The sequence below is a fragment of the Vibrio sp. 10N.261.55.C5 genome, from assembly GCF_041470505.1.
GTDB classification, from domain to species: domain Bacteria; phylum Pseudomonadota; class Gammaproteobacteria; order Enterobacterales; family Vibrionaceae; genus Vibrio; species Vibrio crassostreae_C.
Genome location: NZ_JBFRMS010000046.1, coordinates 1 through 18,544, shown reverse-complemented (window position 1 = coordinate 18,544; position 18,544 = coordinate 1). Strand labels below are relative to the sequence as shown.

The 18,544-nt window shown below is 46.5% G+C and carries 11 protein-coding genes; 6 read left to right on the top strand and 5 right to left on the bottom strand.

Annotation, left to right across the window (positions count from 1 at the left end):
* The first annotated feature begins 18 nt into the window (after window positions 1-18).
* The 5 genes from AB4263_RS16565 (at window position 19) to AB4263_RS16545 (ending at window position 7,131) form a co-directional block, all read left to right on the top strand.
* Window positions 19-723, top strand: coding sequence for a response regulator (locus AB4263_RS16565; protein ID WP_372098549.1), 705 nt, complete (start codon window positions 19-21; stop codon window positions 721-723).
* Window positions 724-759: 36 nt separating this feature from the next.
* A complete protein-coding gene (locus tag AB4263_RS16560) occupies window positions 760-2,079 on the top strand; it encodes a sensor histidine kinase (protein ID WP_372098548.1) in 1,320 nt (439 codons plus the stop codon).
* Between the two features lie 135 nt (window positions 2,080-2,214).
* The gene (locus AB4263_RS16555; RefSeq protein ID WP_017065177.1) at window positions 2,215-2,490 is read left to right on the top strand and encodes a hypothetical protein; all 276 of its coding nucleotides are present in this window, start codon (window positions 2,215-2,217) and stop codon (window positions 2,488-2,490) included.
* 563 nt (window positions 2,491-3,053) lie between these two features.
* Window positions 3,054-5,423 carry a M4 family metallopeptidase gene (locus AB4263_RS16550; protein WP_372098547.1) on the top strand — a complete coding sequence of 790 codons (2,370 nt, stop codon included), beginning with the start codon at window positions 3,054-3,056 and terminating at the stop codon, window positions 5,421-5,423.
* Between the two features lie 151 nt (window positions 5,424-5,574).
* On the top strand, window positions 5,575-7,131 hold the full coding sequence (locus AB4263_RS16545) for a M28 family metallopeptidase (protein WP_372098546.1): 1,557 nt from the start codon (window positions 5,575-5,577) through the stop codon (window positions 7,129-7,131).
* A 143-nt stretch (window positions 7,132-7,274) separates the two neighbouring features.
* Here AB4263_RS16545 and lhgO read toward each other — a convergent pair whose 3' ends face one another.
* From lhgO to AB4263_RS16525, 4 genes are all read right to left on the bottom strand, one after another.
* On the bottom strand, window positions 7,275-8,489 hold the full coding sequence (gene lhgO, locus AB4263_RS16540; RefSeq protein WP_065584461.1) for an L-2-hydroxyglutarate oxidase: 1,215 nt from the start codon (window positions 8,487-8,489) through the stop codon (window positions 7,275-7,277).
* Between the two features lie 26 nt (window positions 8,490-8,515).
* The gene (locus tag AB4263_RS16535; protein ID WP_017061065.1) at window positions 8,516-10,693 is read right to left on the bottom strand and encodes a TRAP transporter permease; all 2,178 of its coding nucleotides are present in this window, start codon (window positions 10,691-10,693) and stop codon (window positions 8,516-8,518) included.
* 184 nt (window positions 10,694-10,877) lie between these two features.
* On the bottom strand, window positions 10,878-11,891 hold the full coding sequence (locus AB4263_RS16530; RefSeq protein WP_372098545.1) for a TAXI family TRAP transporter solute-binding subunit: 1,014 nt from the start codon (window positions 11,889-11,891) through the stop codon (window positions 10,878-10,880).
* A gap of 317 nt (window positions 11,892-12,208) precedes the next feature.
* Window positions 12,209-13,549, bottom strand: coding sequence for a sigma-54-dependent transcriptional regulator (locus AB4263_RS16525; RefSeq protein ID WP_372098544.1), 1,341 nt, complete (start codon window positions 13,547-13,549; stop codon window positions 12,209-12,211).
* Window positions 13,550-13,779: 230 nt separating this feature from the next.
* On the opposite strand from AB4263_RS16525, the gene AB4263_RS16520 reads away from it, so the two are divergent.
* Window positions 13,780-15,843, top strand: coding sequence for an ATP-binding protein (locus tag AB4263_RS16520; RefSeq protein ID WP_017065171.1), 2,064 nt, complete (start codon window positions 13,780-13,782; stop codon window positions 15,841-15,843).
* 120 nt (window positions 15,844-15,963) lie between these two features.
* Here the strand turns inward: AB4263_RS16520 and AB4263_RS16515 are convergent, their stop codons facing one another.
* Window positions 15,964-18,351, bottom strand: a complete 2,388-nt coding sequence (locus AB4263_RS16515; RefSeq protein WP_372098543.1) for a family 20 glycosylhydrolase — start codon at window positions 18,349-18,351, stop codon at window positions 15,964-15,966.
* Window positions 18,352-18,544 lie beyond the last annotated feature (193 nt).

Sequence of the window (18,544 nt, the reverse complement as noted above, 5' to 3'; positions counted from 1 at the left end):
GACAAGGCTGATAATGGAATGACAAAACCTAAAATGATCATCGTGGAAGACGATTTGAAACTTCAGAAAATGTTGCAGGACTACTTCGTCGCGCAAGATTTTGATGTCACGGTGTTGGACGATGGCAGTGATGCCGCACACACCATCCTCACGGAGCAACCTGACATCGTACTGCTGGATTTGATGCTTCCTGTAACTGATGGACTTACAATCTGCCGACAGACGCGCACCCTCTTTAAAGGTAAGATTTTAATGCTCACCGCCAGCGATGATGATTTCGACCACGTCGCAGGCTTAGAGACAGGCGCTGATGACTATGTCACCAAGCCAATCAAACCAAGAGTTCTGCTGGCCAGAGTTCGTTCACTATTACGCCGCCAAGACACCAATACGGCTTCAGTCGATGACTCAGACACCCTTCAGTTCGATCAACTAGTTCTGAAAAACACCTATAAGAAGTGTGAACTTTCAGGTGCCGTTTTATCACTAACTGACAGCGAGTTTGACCTATTGTGGTTATTAGCAAGTAACCCTGATACTCCGCTATCACGTGACTATTTGACACAAACGCTGCGTGGTATTGAGTACGACGGAATCGATCGAACGATTGACAACAAGGTTGTACGTCTAAGAAAGATTTTGGGCGACGACCACACACCAGCAGAGAAAATTCAGACCATTCGCGGGAAGGGTTACTTATTTGTTTCGACCGCCTGGCGTTAACCTCGCTCAATACGAGCGTAATAAAAGAGAGCGATTATGCGACGTATCTTTTTGGAGTCCTTAATAGGGCTGTTAGTTTGCTTTATGGCCGGCCTTGTCGCCTACGAGATTAGCGTCTATCAGCTCAATACCGACTACGAATACGTACTGGAAGATTACGAAGCGGCTGCCCACCAGCAATTGATCGAGAACATCGCTAAAAATCAAGGCCTTGAAGCGGCTCATCAAGCGATAAACCAGTTTGTAGAAACCACACGAAATAAATTGGTTACGTTCAGCCCAGACGATGAAATACCAGGCCCCGTTTCAGAGTTCTTCAGCACGAATCCGAATACCTTTGTTTTTCACGATGATGAACGGGACCTATGGTTTCGCTTAGCAAGCAGTGACAATACCTATCACTACCTCCCCAACAGTGAAGCGTTCGTTAGGCAAAAAATAGAGTTGGAGGATGACCTCATTTGGTTGTTCTTTTTAGCGAGCTTTATCTTATATGGGTTATGTCATCTATTTATTATCTTCCGCCGAGTTAAAAAGCTTGAGGCTGCCACTCTGCGTTTTGCGGAGGGCGATCTCTCGACACGAGCCGAGACTTCAAGTGGTATTGCGATTGGTTCACTGAACAAATCCTTCAACCTAATGGCCGACCGAATTCATCGCTTGGTAGAAAGTAATCGCTCACTCACTAATGCTGTCGCTCATGAACTGCGCACGCCAATATTCCGTATTCAGTGGCAAGCTGAAATGTTGAAAGACACCCAGCTAAACGCAGAGCAAGAAAGCACGATTGAGAGTATTGTCGAAGACACGGAAGAGATGGAAAAGATGGTCGATGAACTATTGTATTACGCCAAACTCGATAGCACTGACCTAGAAAACTTAAAAAAGCCATTAGAGATTCGAGACTTTCTCGACCACGCAATGGCGCGTTGGAACAAAGACACTCAGCTCAACATCGACCTATCGCTACCAGAGCAACCTAGCTCAATAATGGCGGATGAAACGCTATTTAACCGAGCACTAGATAACCTAGTGCGTAACGCAATGAAATTCGCACGCTCACAAGTGTCGATTGCAGCGACCGTGCATCAAGATCAGCTACAGATTGCGGTACACGATGACGGTGATGGTGTGGCTCAAGAACATCAAGCTCGCCTGTTCGAACCCTTTTACGTTGGCGACAAAGCGCGTAACAAAGCCAAGAGCGGCCATGGTTTAGGGCTGTCTATCGTCGAGAAGATCTGTGCTCAACACGGCGCTACCGTGGAGGTAGGTCAGAGCCAAGCCTTAAAGGGTGCGGTATTCACCATTACCATTCAGCTGTGTAATGATTCAGCTGACAAACCCATACAGTAACTACAAAACACCTCTGGAATAATGTTCAACATCGGTCGGGAGATGCTGTCTCCCATGAACTTATTGAATCTTGATAATCACGACACTGCTTTTGTGGCTTGCCATCTCGGTTCCAATCATTCTTAAGGTATTTTTATGAAAAAGTTATTAGTTGTTTTAGGCATTGTTTCTCTAGCGGGTTGTTCTGGTATCAGCCACAACGAAGAAGTGTACACAGCGCACGCAGAGAGCTTCAACATTGTCGGTTTCCAAGTGCCAGGTAACACTCAAGACCGCGCAATGGAATTAGTACCTGAAGGTGCAACGGTTGATACGATTCGCTCAACAAACTCTGATACGAGCTCTGTTCTGGGTATCATCAACCGTATTATCGGTATCGACTACGTACAAGTTGGCGGTAAAAAGCAGTAATTCGCTTTAGTCGCAAACCATAGCTAAGTGTACTAGTTACGTACCTTTAATCAGTAGCCTGCACAAACTAAGTTAATCTAAGCCAGTGACCCGTCGCTGGCTTTTTCCATCCAGCCGTTTTTGTGCTCTGTGCCAAACAAGTGCCCGATTCCCCTTCCCTCTTTTAACTAACAATTCGAAAAATAAGCCGAAAAGTCTTCGATTTCTTATCAAAATTGCCCCTAAATTCGCTAAATGGCCTTCTGTTTAAAGTGACACTTTCAAATCGTTGATCCTTCTATCAACCCAGAATCCGTTAATTGAGGCACAGATCAATTTACTCGAAAATCTTAATTTCCAAGAGAAATAAACACTTAATAAAAGTGTCACGATTTTATAAATAAACATATAGGTGCGTTCAAAAATAAACAGAAATGATAACTATCTGTAAATACGAGAAATATAAGTTTCATGAATAAAAGAGATCATTGCCATGCTACTAATTAATCAGATCGAATGATGTAAATTCGTTGTGATAATTTTGTTACGTTTTCATGGATTTTACATGGAAAGAGAAAATAACAATGAAAATGAAAAAGCGTTTAGTTGCCGTTGCTATAGCCAGTGCTATGTCTTTATCAGTACATGCAAGTGAATCCGTTCAAATCGATCAACCGATCAACTTTACTAGCTTCTCTGGGTTAAACGCTCAGTTAGGAGTCAGTAACGCCTCTAGCTTCAAGATGGTGAAAGAAGTAAACCTGAAAAAGCGTGGTATCTATAAAGTTAAGATCCAGCAGAACATCTGGGGAACACCGGTATGGGGACATTACCTAAATGCCACCCAAAGTGTCCAAGGTGGCGCACTTAAGTCCGTTCAAGGTCGCTACCTTAAAACAACGACCTTAGAGCGATCTTTTGTTAAGCCATCAATCAACAGCGCTCAAGCGGTTGAACTCGCAAGTAAAGATCTAAAGACTCAAGGCTTAACCAGCAAATCTCTAGACAACGTTCAACATCAGCTATTTATCTATCAAGGCTCTGTGAAGCAAGGCATCGGACAGCAAAGCGTAGATAAAACACGACTAGTGTACGTTGTCTCTTACCTAGTAGAAGGCAGTGAACAGCCGACTCGACCGTTCACCATGCTAGACGCGCACACAGGCGAAGTCATCGACCGCTGGGAAGGTATTGCCCATGCTCAGATCGGTACTGGCCCTGGCGGCAACGAAAAAACCGGCATGTACGAATACGGCACCGACTACCACTACCTTGATGTTCAAGAAGTGGGCACAGAGTGTGTAATGGAGTCTGAAAATGTCGTTACCGTTGACCTTAATGGAGCGACCGACGGCGACACCACTTACAGCTATGAATGTCCTCGTAACGAATATAAAGCCGTCAACGGCGCATTCTCACCACTCAACGATGCCCATTACTTTGGCAACATCGTGTTCGATATGTATAAAAACTGGTTCGACACAGCGCCACTCTCCTTCAAGCTCATGATGCGTGTTCACTACGGTGAAAACTACGAGAATGCATTTTGGGACGGCAGAGCCATGACGTTTGGTGATGGTGAAAGCTTCTTTTACCCGCTTGTTAGCCTAGATGTATCAGCCCATGAAGTGAGCCACGGTTTCACTGAGCAAAACTCAGGTTTGATATACGCAAACCAATCCGGCGGTATGAACGAAGCATTCTCGGACATGGCGGGTGAAGCGGCTGAATACTACATGAAAGGCACCAACGACTGGATGGTCGGACGCAATATCTTTAAAGGCGAAGGTGCACTGCGTTACATGGACGATCCATCACGCGATGGCTCTTCAATCAACAATGCATCCGAGTACTACGATGGCTTAAACGTGCACTACAGCTCTGGCGTGTTCAACAAGGCGTTCTACCATCTTGCAACCACACAAGGTTGGGATACCAAGAAAGCGTTCGAACTGTTCGTGTTAGCCAACCAGATCTACTGGTCTGAAAACAGCGACTTCTGGCAGGGTGCTTGTGGCGTGAAAAACTCAGCAACCGACCTTGGCTACAGTGCCGATGATGTTGTTTCTGCGTTTAACTTAGTGGGTGTGTCACCGTGTGGCGAACCACCACTTCCACCAGAACCGGAATACCAACGCCTTGAAAATGGTGTCGAAGCCGCAGTTGCTGGTGAAACAGGTTCGAAAACTTACTTTGATATCGAAGTACCATCAGGTCAAGAGAAGCTGACGATTGATCTTGCTGTCTCTACGGGTGACCCAGATATTTATGTCGGCCTAGATTATGCGCCAAGCTCTCAAGAGAATATCTGTAAGAGCGAAACCGTGACCGATGAAGTGTGTGTGATTGAAAACCCAACCGCAGGTCGTTACACGGTTAACGTTCTAGGTTACTCAGATTACGCAGGTGCAAATCTGAAAGCGTCGTACGAATCAGGCAGCGCTAACGTGCCGCCCGTCTCTTCTTTCGAACACACGATTGTCGGTAAAGAAGTCGAGCTACGCAGCACAAGTTCAGACAGCGATGGTCAAATCGTTTCTTACCACTGGAACCTTGGCGATGGCAACACACAAACCGGTGAAGTGGCTCGTTATACCTACGCTGAAGCTGGCGACTACGTGGTGACTCTGACCGTGACTGACGATGCAGGCGTTGCAACATCAACAAGCAAGTCGATCACGATTGAAGGTGACTCTGCGGAAGGCTTCCCACTAAAACTGAAGTTTGGTAACAAAAATCCGAACGGTAAGGCGCGCGTTAAGCTGGCATGGGATTACGACACCAATGACTACTTCGTGATTAAGCGTAATGGCAAGAATGTTGGTGCTACAGACTTCAACTCATACGTCGACAAGTTCCGTCACAACGGCACAGTGGATGTGGGGTACCAAGTGTGTACCTCAAGCGATATCTGTTCAGAAACCAAGCATTACCGTTTCATTAAAACTCAATAATCGAAAGTAGATTCAGGGCTCCTTATAGGAGCCCTTTTCGCTATTTGGCAATGAGCTATTTAGCGAATGAAACGTCTACATGAAAAACCTACGCATTACACAAAAATCGAACCCATCAACATAACAATACTCACCATAAAAAGGACGACAAATGGCTATTCAAAAAAGCATGCTAGCTTTAGCTGTGCTCGGGGGATCGTTAACCCTAATCAACAGTACTGCGGCTTACGCATCCCTAGGTATCACACCACCAGCGAACGAAGAGGTGTGGATCACCACCGATGCGGACGCACAACATATTATGACTCAACATGGCGCAACGGTTTACCCAGGCGTGACAGGAAACAAGCATTCCATCGTCGCGAAAATCAACCAGAAAGAGCTCGCGAAACTCTCCAGCCACATGCACGAAGAAACTCACCGTTGTGGTGGCTACATGGTGCACGAAGACAAAGCAAGCGCACTCAAAGCCGCAGCGATGCCATTGACAATGAGCACCTTCGAAAAGCCGGTGATCAGCCATCAAGACACAGTGAACGACCTACTCGCTCAGGTCGAGCCGAACAACATGGTCACGACCATCGAAAATCTAACCAACTTCACCAACCGTTTTTATACTACTTCTACTGGTGTCGCTGCTTCAGATTGGCTTTTAGAACGTTGGGAGACGGAAATTAAAGATGTGCCGTATGCGTCTGCACGCCAGATCACGCATGCCGAATACCCACAGAAATCCGTTGAAGTGACACTGCTTGGCGCTAAATATCCTGAAGAGATCGTCGTGGTTGGTGGACACCTTGATTCGACCGTTGGATCTTGGACAAGCGAAGGCACCATCTCACCGGGAGCCGATGATGATGCGTCTGGCATTGCAACGGTAACAGAGTCGCTTCGCCTGATGATCGCCAGTGGTATTCAACCAGACAAAACCATTAAGTTCTATGGTTATGCTGCTGAAGAAGTAGGGCTACGTGGCTCACAAGATGTCGCCAACGCTTTAAGAGATGAGCAAGCCAACGTTGTATCGGTATTGCAATTAGACATGACCAACTACAACGGTTCAGCGCACGATATCACCTTCATCACAGACTACACCGACAGCAACCTCACCGCCTATTTAAGCGAGCTGATCGACACTTACGCGAGCGACATCAGTTACGGTTTCGATGATTGTGGCTATGCCTGTTCTGACCACGCCTCTTGGCACAATGTTGGCTACCCAGCTGCCATGCCATTCGAAAGCATGTTCAATGATTACAACCCAAGTATTCACACTGAGCACGACACGCTTGAGAACTCCGATCCTACGGCGACACACGCGACCAAGTTCGCCAAACTAGCCATTGCTTACCTTGTCGAAACCAGCCTTGATTCACCCGTTGCAGGCCCTAAAGAGCTGCAAAATGGCGTGCCTGTTAAAGGACTTACTGCAGGATATGGTGAAGAGCAGTTCTTCACATTTACGACTCAAAGTGCAGGTCAGTTAACGGTAACATTAACCGGCCCTCGAAGTGGCGATGCCGACTTATATGTGAAACACAACGGCACCGTATCGAAAGCGAACTACGACTGCCGCCCATACCAGAACAGCAGCAACGAACAGTGTGTATTGAACAAGCCAGCGGGTGAATTCAGCATCATGGTGCGCGGTTACCGTAACTTTAGTGATGTCACCATCGTCGCTAACTTCGTTCCTGATTGGCTTTAAGGTTGGTTAATTGACTAACAATTAAACCTAGCAAACACGGCTAAAACTAAAAATCCGCAAGCCCACGATCATAAATAGATTGGAGCTTGCGGATTTTTTATTGTCTTCGGAGAGCATCTCAACTTAATAACCTTTAGTTATCATCAAGCCGTCTTTTTCATTACCTTGCCACAGATGTACTCACCAATCGGCATTGCAGAGGTCGCAGCCGGTGATGGCGCGTTACATACATGTAAGCTTCTTGGGCTTTCGGCAAACAGGAAATCATGGACCAAGGTGCCATCCTTCAGTACCGCTTGAGCACGAATCCCAGCAGGATAAGGCTTAAAATCATCAACCGTAATACTCGGGCAGTATTTGTTCACTAGCTTTAGATATCCCGGTTTCCACCACGAGTTCTTAAACTCGACCAAACCCGTTTTCAAGTGATTCGCAGTCACTTTCCAAAAACCCACAAAGCTCAGCATCTGCCAAGTGTCCTTGAAGCTAAAGTTAAGCTTGCCATAACCTTCTCGCTTCCAGCCTTGAACTGCATTTGGCCCTACTGTTACGGAGCCATCAATCATGCGTGTTAAATGCACGCCCAAGAAAGGCAGTTCTGGGTCAGGGATCGGATAGATAAGATGATTCACCACTTGGTTGTGCTTAGCGTCTAACTGATAATACTCACCGCGATAAGGCACGATTTGGAAGTCGGTTTCGATGTCTAACATCTTGGTCATTCTATCGGCCATCAAGCCAGAACACGTGATCAAGAATCGACTGTTCAGTTGAAGAGTCTGACCATCTACTTTGCACGTTAACTGCACTTCATCTTCTTGCTCATCGGCCATGATCACTTCCGTACCAAGGCTAAGCTTACCACCCGCCTCAACAAACTCTTGAGCCATCACTTCGGTGACTTTTTTGTAGTCGACGATACTGGTGGTTTTGACATAAATCGCACCCAAACCCGTGATATTTGGCTCGGCAAGTTTGAGCTGAGCTTGATCCAACAAATCAACATCAATATCATTATCGTGGCAACGCTGATAGAGCGCATTCATTCGCTCCACTTCTTGCTCATTGGTCGCGACCAACAACTTACCGCAGTTTTCGACGGGGATATCGTGTTGGCTACAAAAGGCGATGGTGCGCTCTACGCCGCGTTTACAAAAATCCGCCTTTAAACTGCCCGGAGCGTAGTAAACACCAGCATGAATCACCCCGCTATTATGGCCAGTTTGGTGCTGCGCGAAACCACGTTCCTTCTCGACTAAAAGGATACTTTTATCAGGGTGAGCTTGCTGTAATTGCCAAGCCGTCGACACGCCAACAATGCCGCCACCAACGATAATATAGTCGTATATTGAGTTCATAATATTCCTACATTCAATCCTTTTAATTATAGGGAAGACGCGACAGTGTTAGACCCGGTTTGAGGTAACTTTTTTTCCTCACTTTCTGATTCCATTTTCACTTGATTAGCATCGTATTTACGACCGCTGTAGATAAATATGCCAACAAAAATGGCAACACATACCAAACGGATCACGACTGAAACATCAGGCCATACTAGAGCTATACCTACCGCAACCAACGCTACTCGAGTAATAATATTAACTTCGCTCTCTAGATAACCTTCAATCGCCGCGATAAACGCGTAAGTACCAATAACAGCAAAGCCACCCGTGACTAATACGGAGATCACATCCCAACTTACCAAGTTAGTGTAGGCAATCAACAATGGTACTAAATACAAGCCTTTGGCTATCTTCCATGCCATTAATCCCGTTCTCATCGGGGGTGTTTTAGCAATGGTTGCAGCCGCAAATGCAGTTAAACAAACAGGCGGAGTCACGTTGCTGTCTTGCGATAGCCAGAAAATGATCAAGTGGGCAGAAAGCAGTGCAAGGCTGATCGCTTCTAAGCCAAGGCTCTGTTCAAGCAGAGTTTCCACAAAATCAGCAGGGACTAACGCAATCATCTCTTTGGCTGTTTCAAGTGCCATTGGCGCGTTCAGCAAATCAAGCTTATCTGGCGCAGCCAACATGAAGATAGCTTTCGCCTGTTCCGGTAACTGTCCCGAAACCAACAGGTCGAGCAACTGACTTTCAGCAATCAGTTTATACAAAGCTGGTGCAGACAGAGTACCCAACACGATATAAGCCGCCGTTACCGGTAAACCCATACCGAGAATCAAAGACGCCAGTGCAATTAAGGCGATCATCACCAACAAATCGCCGTTCGCCCAGCTGTTGATCATCAACGAGAAGGTGTTACCAATACCAGTCGTGCTGATCACGTTGATCACCAGACCAATGCCCACTAGCAACACAGCCGTGGTCGCCATGTTTTTTGCGCCTTGAGAAAGCGCTTCGATGATCGCCTTTGGACCCATTTTGTGATTTTTAGAGAACCATGAAGCCACCACGACAGACAGAATCGAGATGCCCGCAGCGTAAGTCGGCGTAAAGCCCTTCACCAACAGAGTGACTAACACCGCTAATGGGATCAGGTTGTGCCAACCCGACAGCAATACTTTCAATAGAGGCTCACAGCCAGAAGTCACCTTTTGCACACCACTGCGTTTTGCTTCGATGCGCACGAAGAATGCCACAGACAAAAAGTAGATAAGCGCAGGAACGAAGGAAACCGCAATAATATCGACATAAGGAATTTGCGTGTAAGAGGCCATGATGAACGCGCCCGCACCCATCACAGGTGGCATCAGCTGCCCGCCAGTAGATGCAGCCGCTTCAACACCTGCCGCGAAGCGCGAAGGGAAACCTGCCTTTTGCATCAAGGGAATACTGATCACGCCCGTCGATACTGTGTTTGCTACGCTCGACCCGGAGACTGAGCCCATCAAGCCGGAGCCAATAACGGCAATGAAACCAGGGCCTCCAATCACTTTGCCCGCCGCGGCACGGGATACATCAATAATGTAGTCGCCGACACCAGATCGAACTAAAAATGCGCCAAACAGGATGAACATGAACACGAAGGTCCAACTGATTCTTGAGATCGAACCAAACATCCCTTCTGATGAATAAAAGCTTCGATAAAGTAACGTCTCAAGGCTTAAACCCGGAAAATGAAAAATACCGCTGGTCCATTGTCCCCAAAGCACTACATAGCTTAAACACACTAAGATAAGCACTGGAATGAACCAGCCCATAGTGCGTCTAATCAGCTCGATGACGATGGCAATCGCCAAGATAGAGAAAAACCAATCACTGGCGATAAATTTTACGCCTCGGTCATAAAGGGCGTCTTCTGCGAAGGGGATATAGATAAGACAAGCCAGAGCCGCCAAGGCAATTCCGATGTCGACAGCCAGCGCTATCTTGCTATTTTTCAGCGAGATATGAGCGGGATACCAGAGTGCACAAATGATCGCAAAGCCAGCGAAGTGGGTCGCCGAGATCCAAAGCTCAGGCAAGGTAGATAAGGTGTTAAACCAAATGTGTAACAACGAGAGGAGCACTCCCATTGTCGTTATTGCTTTGCCCACCCACGGAAAATCCGTTCGGGTCGGCAGTTCAAATTTTTTCAGTTCCTGCTGCAGCGAATCGCTCATAGAAAACTCCTGCTCTCCGCAGCAAACACGAAGAGAAAATCCATAAAGTGAAGAGGTGCACGAACACATTCTTGAGCGAACGTGCACCAAGCAATTAAGTCACGAAGGGGTTAGTTGATGACAAACAGCTAGTTCGCGACAAATCATTAGCTCACGAACCAATAGTTACCTGACAAAAGATAAGCTAGTTAACGATCAACTCAGAAGGGATCTCGATGCCCATCTCTCGATAATAACGTGCAGCGCCTGGGTGAAGAGGAACAGGCAGACCTGCGATCCCTTTCTCAAGTGCCATTGCTTTGGTTGCTTTATGGATACCTTGTAGGAAAGGTAGGTTTTCATAGATAGCTTTGGTCAGTTGATACACATCGTCTTCAGAAATGTCTTCGCGAACTGCTAGGAAGTTAGGTTGGGCAATCGTAGTAATTGGTTTGTCGACACCTGGATAAGTGTTTGCTGGGATCTCGTACTTGGTCCAGATATTGTAATCGCCATTCGCTTGTTTGAGCTGCGCATCGGTAAACGACAGGATTTGAATATCTTCACCCAAGGCAGCAAAGGCTTGTGTTACCGCACCAACAGGCACACCAGCAGGCGTATTCATGCCATCAATCGTGCCGTTTTGTAGTGCACTAGCACTGCCACCGTAACCCATAAAGGCGAGTTTAAATTGTTCTGGGTTAACCGATAGGCCCTGCATGATCTGGCGTCCTGAATTCTCAGTGCCTGAGTTCTTCTTACCGATAGAGAATTTCTTACCGTTTAGGTTCTCTAGATCGCTTACCGTACCTGTTTTTGCTAGATCTGAACGCACAATAAAGTGTTCTACATTTTGCCATAACATGGAAACTGAACGCAGTTGAGTTTGTCTGCCAGATTTCTCATATGGCCCCAAACCCTGCCAAGCCCAAGCACCATACAAACCTTGTAGAATTGCGAACTGAGCTTCGTTCTCGTTCAACAACTTTACGTTCTCACCCGAGCCCGCAGAGCTGATAGCCGCTAAAGAAAAATGCTGCTTAGGCGCAAGCTTAACTTTACTCAATGTCGCTAAGGCCACACCCACTGGATAATAGGTACCACCCGTTGAAGCCGTCGCTAAAATATAGCTGCGATCTTCTTCAGCTGACGCATTACTGATAAGGCCAAGAGAAGCCATTGCTAGCGCTAAAGTTTTAACCAGCTTGTTGTATTTCATTGTTACTCTCCATGTAGGGTTATTCACGTTATATTTTTGTTAACAACAATAGATAGCAAGCGTAATGCCATTTTTTAACTATTTGTTTTAATTTACTTTTATTTTAAAACCTATTCAAAATAAGCCGTTTTTTGCTTATTCCCCTGTTATTAAGTAAGCCATTTTTTGCTTATCGGCTACCGGAATTAACACCTGTAGATCGGGAAGCAAGTCACACCATGTTGCAGTTGTGTGATCAATGTATGTAAATTGATAAATATGCAATGAGCCATTTATTGCTCATTAAAAATCAACAAGCACTGCGATGAAGCCGCTCTCTAAGGGTCAACATAGTCACTTCGATTTAACCCATAACGCACCATCTTTTGGTTCAATGTTCGACGAGGTAAATCCAAATCTTGCATCACGTCATTGATACGCCCTTTATAACGAACTAAGGCATCATGAATCACTTTCCTTTCAAAGCTCTGTACTTGAACCGCCAAAGGGATGCCCGCCGTTGTGGACTCTGTGACAGAATTGGGACGACACGCCAAAATATCCCCAACGGTCAAGCTTTCATCCAATGCAAAACGAATCGCAACATTACGCAGTTCACGCACATTGCCCGGCCACGCATACGAGAGCAGTGCATAGCGATCAGCCTCACTGGCTATACGTGTTTCGGAATTGGCTTCTTGGGTGAAGTGTTCAAACAAAAGTAAGGCATCTTCTTCACGCTCACTGAGTGGAGGCAAATGCAACTGGGCAACATTCAAACGATAGAATAGATCTTGGCGAAAGTCGGGGTGATTCAGTAGATCGCTTTTCGAGGCAGAGACCACTCGTAGATCAACATGTTGTTGCTGATTCCCCCCCACGCGTTCGACGACATTATCTTGCAAGGTGCGCAGCACTTTTACCTGCATCGACAGCGGCATACTCTCTATTTCATCAAGGAACACTGTGCCTTTGTCGGCAAATTCCAGCTTACCAATGCGTCGTTTGGCCGCACCAGTAAACGCTCCGGCTTCGTGTCCAAACAGCTCGCTTTCAAAGAGATTTTCTGGGATTGCGCCACAGTTGAGCGGAACAAACGGATGGGTTTTACGTTGGCTGAATTCATGTAAGCAAGAGGCGACCAGCTCTTTACCACAACCCGTTTCACCATAGATGATCACGTTGGTGTCTATGGAAGCGACTTTCTGGATTTGCTCGCGCAGTTCACACATCACTTTACTGCGACCGATCAGCACCTGTTCAATGCCCTTAAGGTTATCCAGATAGTTCTGACGACTGTTTCTGTCTTGGCCACTTTGATGTTTATCTACCGCTTCCGATACCGTTTGAGACAGACGCTCTGGGTCGAATGGCTTCTCAATGAAGTCATAGGCACCTTGCTGTAAGGCTTTCACCGCCATATCGACATCACCATGGCCAGTAATCAAAATAACAGGCACATCTGGCACAAGACCTTTGAAACGCCCTAGCAGATCAACACCATCAATATCAGGTAAACGAACATCGGTGATAATGGTTTGAAAATCACCCTGCTCTACGGTGTTTAACGCATCTTGTCCTACTTCAAATGCGGTGACATCGAAGCCCGCCAGCTGCAACCATTGGCTGGTTGCTTGACGCACAATCGCGTCATCTTCAATTAAAGCAATACGCTGCATAGTTTGGTTCCGCCACTCTACATCTGATTAATATCGTCCACGGTATGTAAAAAAACCTCAGACGAAAAGGAGCTAGCTCCCACTTTGAATAACACTCCTTTAACAGTTTAATAATGTTTGTTAGCTTCGATTTGTCTCACTCTCCATTCGCTTAAAAAGCAAACATAAAACCTTGTCAAACCACTAGCTCAAAGAGGCAAGCCACTAATTTTAAAGGGATTTGATCAGCAATGATGAATAACAATCGATATTGGTTATTCCTGTGTACCTGTTTATTGATTGGTTTAGTGCAGGTCACCACCAAGAATGGCATCAGCCAGTGGAAGCTTGAACAAGCCCAACGCTATGCCGAACAGCGCTTCCTTGGCTACATTGCCGAAGCAAGGCGAACCCTTAAGCGTTTCTATTATCTGCCCTACCTAGTAACCAATGATGAAACCAGTGTGCGCTTCATTGATGGTGAAGCCCGCCTAGAAAAACGCATTAAGAAGCAGCTGATTCAATTGGATAAAGCCGCCAACACCAAGGGCTGGTATCTGCTTTCTGGCGAAGGGGACTTGTTGGTATCGAGTGTTGAAAGAAGCAAACTGAGCAATAAGAACGCCAGTACAATTGTTTCGAAGATCCACCAACAAGGTGGTGCGATTTCAGTGGTGACAAAAAACAAAGGCGTGACACCCGATTACTTCATAGCGGCACCCGTATATCGAGCCTCTGATGTGGTTGGCATTGTCGCGGTGCAAATCGATTTGTCATTGTTAACCGATCAATGGTTTGCCGATGGTGAGGCGATACTGTTTCAGAACCCTCGCGATCAGTTCTTTCTCTCCAGTGACAACAGGTTGAGTGCCGATTGGTTCAATGACACCTTCAATTCTCAGCCCACAGCGACAAAACGTGAGCTGTATGACCAAACCCATATTCGCGTGTGGCGATTGCAAGATAAAGATTACCTAATTCAGTCCATCAAGTTAGACGATCTGAATTGGCGTTTAACCTACCTAACGCCATTAACCAGCCTCAACCAGACCACGAACTGGATCAGCTGGAGTGTGGCGGTTGGCTGTCTTTTCATTCTGTTACTGTTGGTTATTCTTTACCAAAGACGCCAGAAAAAGCTCAGCAATCTGAGAATCCAAAAGCTTATCGAAGAGTCTGAGAAACGACTGTCTGGGATGATCAATAAAACCCATGTTGGGTTAATACTGATCGATAAACACGGACGCATTCACGATATCAACCTGATGGCGAAGAACTACTTTTCACTATCTGATTCAATGATCAATAACATCAAGGCGTGGCAGTTATTTGAGGCAGGTAACCCGAATTCAACCACCTTGCAACTGCTCAAAAACTTAGAGCAGCATCAAGAGCTGGCCGAGATAACTAGCGTCGAAACCATGGCAAGACGCAGCGATGGCAGCTACTTCCCTGTTTTATTCTCTATTAGCGCCTTTCCTTGGCATGCGACGACTTACTACCTGTGTACCGTAATCGATATCAGCAAACGTAAGAAAGCCGAAATTGCGGTGCAAAACGCCAATAAAACGCTACAACTGCGGGTCGAAGAGCGAACTCAAGATCTAAAAGATGCGCAGCAAGAACTTGTCGAATCTAGCAAACTGGCTGCACTAGGGCGGATGTCGAGTGCGATTACTCATGAACTCAATCAGCCGCTTACTGGCCTAAAAACGCTACTTTCAAGTAACCAGCTATTGATGGAAAGAGGCGAGACCAAGATGTTGAAAGCGAACATGGACTTAGTCATGAGCCTGATCGACAGAATGGCTAACATGACCAGCCAATTGAAGTCGTTCGCCTTCCAAAGACTTGAAAAGCCTTACCCAGTTTCACTGACAGACGCACTGCAAGAAACCCTGCGAATTCATCAAGCCGAACTGGAAAACGTCGATATTCGCGTGCGTGTCGCTTCCAATATTTCGATGGTAATGGGAGAAGAGGCGCGACTTCGTCAAGTGCTTGGTAACCTGCTTAGAAACGCTGTCGATGCCACGCAGAATCAGAAACCAGCAACCATTGTGATCAGCGCTCATACCGAGCAACAACGCGTGATCATCAAGGTTCAAGATAACGGTTGTGGTGTGTCTGAAGATCAACTCGAAACCATTTTCGAACCGTTTCATACCAACAAAAAGATGGGCGAAGGCTTGGGGCTCGGGTTGGCTATCACAGCCAACAACGTTCGCGATATGCAAGGCACATTAATAGCGAAGAACAATTCAGACCAAGGCATGACATTTACGTTAACACTAAACAATAGCGATAGTGAGTAGTTACTTACACAGACCTTGAACTCCACATTCTATTGAAGCGCTAGAACTAAAAAACCGCCCACAGAGGGCGATTTTGATTCACTTATTGGCGTGTGACTTATTCACTAATCCGTTAACGACTTACTCAGCTAACTGCTTCAACAACAGTTCTGTTGGGCGCACAATCGCGATGATCGATTCATCGTAGATTTTCGCTGAATCAGACAGTATCGCTTGGTAGGCATTCACGTCAGCTTCTCTTACCTTCTCGCCAGCTTGCGCTTTAGCAATCAAAGTTAATGCTAAATCTGCAACTTCAACGGTTTTCTCTGCAACCACCACAGTCTCTACCGAAGACACGTTACCAGCGAAGACAGTTTCCGCCGCTAGTGCAGCTGATTTTGCTTGCTGATAATGCTCTGCAAGTTGCTCTAGCGCCTGCTGATTGCCTGTCGCCACTTCATTGACCAAGTCTTGCATCTCATACACCGCGTAGCTTTCTACTGGCAAAGCATCCACGAAGCGATTTAGGCGCTCGTATTGGCTGTACAAGGTGCCCTTAGGTTCAGTGGAGTTCCACTTTTCCCAGTTGCGAGCATAGTATTGAGCCGGCTCGGTGTATTTCGCTAGCACGCGCAGGTCGTGAATATCTTGGCCTTTGGCAATGCGCTTCAACAGCATATCAGCATCTGCGTGATGACGTAGCCCTACCGATACTTCTGACCATGTATCCATTGCTTTCATGCGCTTATACATACTGCGTTCGTCTGTCAGTTCTGCATCCGACCAGAAACGTTCTGCAATTGCATAACTGCGAGGCCATAGGTAGTTTTCGACCGTGAGGCTGTCTTTGTTTTCTAGCCACATGGTGATCTCGCCGCCTAAAATCAGCTCTTTTTCTTTGTCGGTTAGCTCCGCGGGGTAGCCTCCGTTTGGCTCAGGGATCACGCTGCCTTCTACATCGCTGCTCGCAATCACTTCGCCTGTGGTTGGCCAGCGCACGTTACCAATTAACTGATAGCTGCCTTCCGCAAACCCATTTGGATTCAAGTTCAGGTTGAATTCGGTATACGACATGAAGTTATCGAAGTGGCCGACAAAGGTTTTACCCGGCACATAATCAAGGATGTAGATCTCTTCACGAGACTTACCGTTGTAATCACTGAACGCGCGGAAAGTACCGTCTTGCGCTTCAATGATAGTCAGTGTTCCCTTACGTGGGCTGCCTTTAGAGCGAGGCTTTTGCCATTGGTAAGTCACAAACTTCTCACCACTGTGCAGCTTATCGTCAACCGTGATGCCACTTGGCATTGGATCATTGCGATAGTGGTAACTGGTTGGCTGAGGTTGGTCTAGGTAGTAACCCGTAGACAGAATACCTGGGTAGCCCTCTTTCGCCGCACGACCGATACTGTCGTGTCCTTGCCAGCTTTGAATCACGATAGAAGTTGGCAGATCTTTATGCCAAATCTCATCCCAACCCGTCATCTTCTTACCGCGCTCTTCGAGCATCTTCTCAACTTTTACATTGAGGTAAGACTGCAGGCCACGCTCACCATCGATATTATTCTCTTCAATGAACTGTTGGTGCTTTTCGCTGTTTTTCCACTGCGCATAGTTCGGCTCATCGCCACCGATGTGGAAATACTCGTCTGGGAACAGCTCGGTCACTTCATCAAATACGTCGCCCAGCATTTCATAGAGCTCTGGATTCAATGGGTCCATTAATGGTTCAAACACGCCCCAACCACGCTCTTGCTCATAGCTTTGACCTTCACCACCCGACATCAGGCGCGGGTAAGCATAAGCAACCGCAGAAGAGTGACCCGGAAGAGACACCTCTGGAATCACACGAATACCAAGATTACGCGCGTATTCCACTAAGTAACGGACTTGGTCTTTGGTGTAGTAGTTACCATCAGCGGTTTCAGACCACAAACGTGGCCATGATTCGGTTTGAATGCGAATACCTTGGTCGTCCCAGAAGTGCCAATGGAAAACGTTCATCTTCGCCGATGCCATCGCATCTAACTGACGAATCAGCACATCGAATTCGATAAAGTGACGAGAGGTATCGTAAGAGACACCACGCCAGCGGAAGCGAGGCTCATCGACAATCGTGACAGCAGGAATGTGGTAGCCAGTCGCTGTGGTTTCAACGAGCTGTAAAAGGGTTTCGATGCCGTGAATTGTGCCGTATGGACTTGGAGAGCTCAGCGTGATTTGTTCGCCCTGAGTCGTAATTTTGTAGGACTCCACAGAATCAATGTTTTGTACTTCAGATTTTGGCGCCGCGTCGATATCAATGATCAGGTTCGCTTGGTCGGCGCTATCAACCTGCCAGTTTAGAATAGGTACACCAGTCTGGCGCTCAAGGCGGTCAATAAAGCGTTTCGCCGTGTATTCAACACGGTCAGAGTTAAAGCCTTTGATGTAAACCTTGAAGTTGCCATCAACCTTAACCTGCCCAGCTTTCAGCTCGACTGTTTGCGGGTACGGCATTAAATTTAGATCGGTACTTGGAGCCATTGCTAACGCCATTGGGGACACTACTGAACCTGAAATCAATAGGGATAATATAGTTTTTTCATTATTAGTTTTCCTATATAACGGGCGTTCTGTTTTGTTTATCGGAGGCAATTCACAAAACAGAACCATCAACCACTGCTGTTGTTTATCGTGAGCTCAAAGCCTATCGTCTGGGCTTTGTTGCGTAATTCAA

Bases quoted from the DNA above. Each gene is read 5' to 3' on its own strand.
- lhgO (WP_065584461.1), bottom strand. From the start codon at position 8,489: ATGAACTCAATATACGACTATATTATCGTTGGTGGCGGCATTGTTGGC.
- AB4263_RS16565 (WP_372098549.1), top strand. From the start codon at position 19: ATGACAAAACCTAAAATGATCATCGTGGAAGACGATTTGAAACTTCAG.
- AB4263_RS16545 (WP_372098546.1), top strand. From the start codon at position 5,575: ATGGCTATTCAAAAAAGCATGCTAGCTTTAGCTGTGCTCGGGGGATCG.
- AB4263_RS16560 (WP_372098548.1), top strand. From the start codon at position 760: ATGCGACGTATCTTTTTGGAGTCCTTAATAGGGCTGTTAGTTTGCTTT.
- AB4263_RS16535 (WP_017061065.1), bottom strand. From the start codon at position 10,693: ATGAGCGATTCGCTGCAGCAGGAACTGAAAAAATTTGAACTGCCGACC.
- AB4263_RS16550 (WP_372098547.1), top strand. From the start codon at position 3,054: ATGAAAATGAAAAAGCGTTTAGTTGCCGTTGCTATAGCCAGTGCTATG.
- AB4263_RS16555 (WP_017065177.1), top strand. From the start codon at position 2,215: ATGAAAAAGTTATTAGTTGTTTTAGGCATTGTTTCTCTAGCGGGTTGT.
- AB4263_RS16525 (WP_372098544.1), bottom strand. From the start codon at position 13,549: ATGCAGCGTATTGCTTTAATTGAAGATGACGCGATTGTGCGTCAAGCA.
- AB4263_RS16515 (WP_372098543.1), bottom strand. From the start codon at position 18,351: ATGGCTCCAAGTACCGATCTAAATTTAATGCCGTACCCGCAAACAGTC.
- AB4263_RS16520 (WP_017065171.1), top strand. From the start codon at position 13,780: ATGATGAATAACAATCGATATTGGTTATTCCTGTGTACCTGTTTATTG.
- AB4263_RS16530 (WP_372098545.1), bottom strand. From the start codon at position 11,891: ATGAAATACAACAAGCTGGTTAAAACTTTAGCGCTAGCAATGGCTTCT.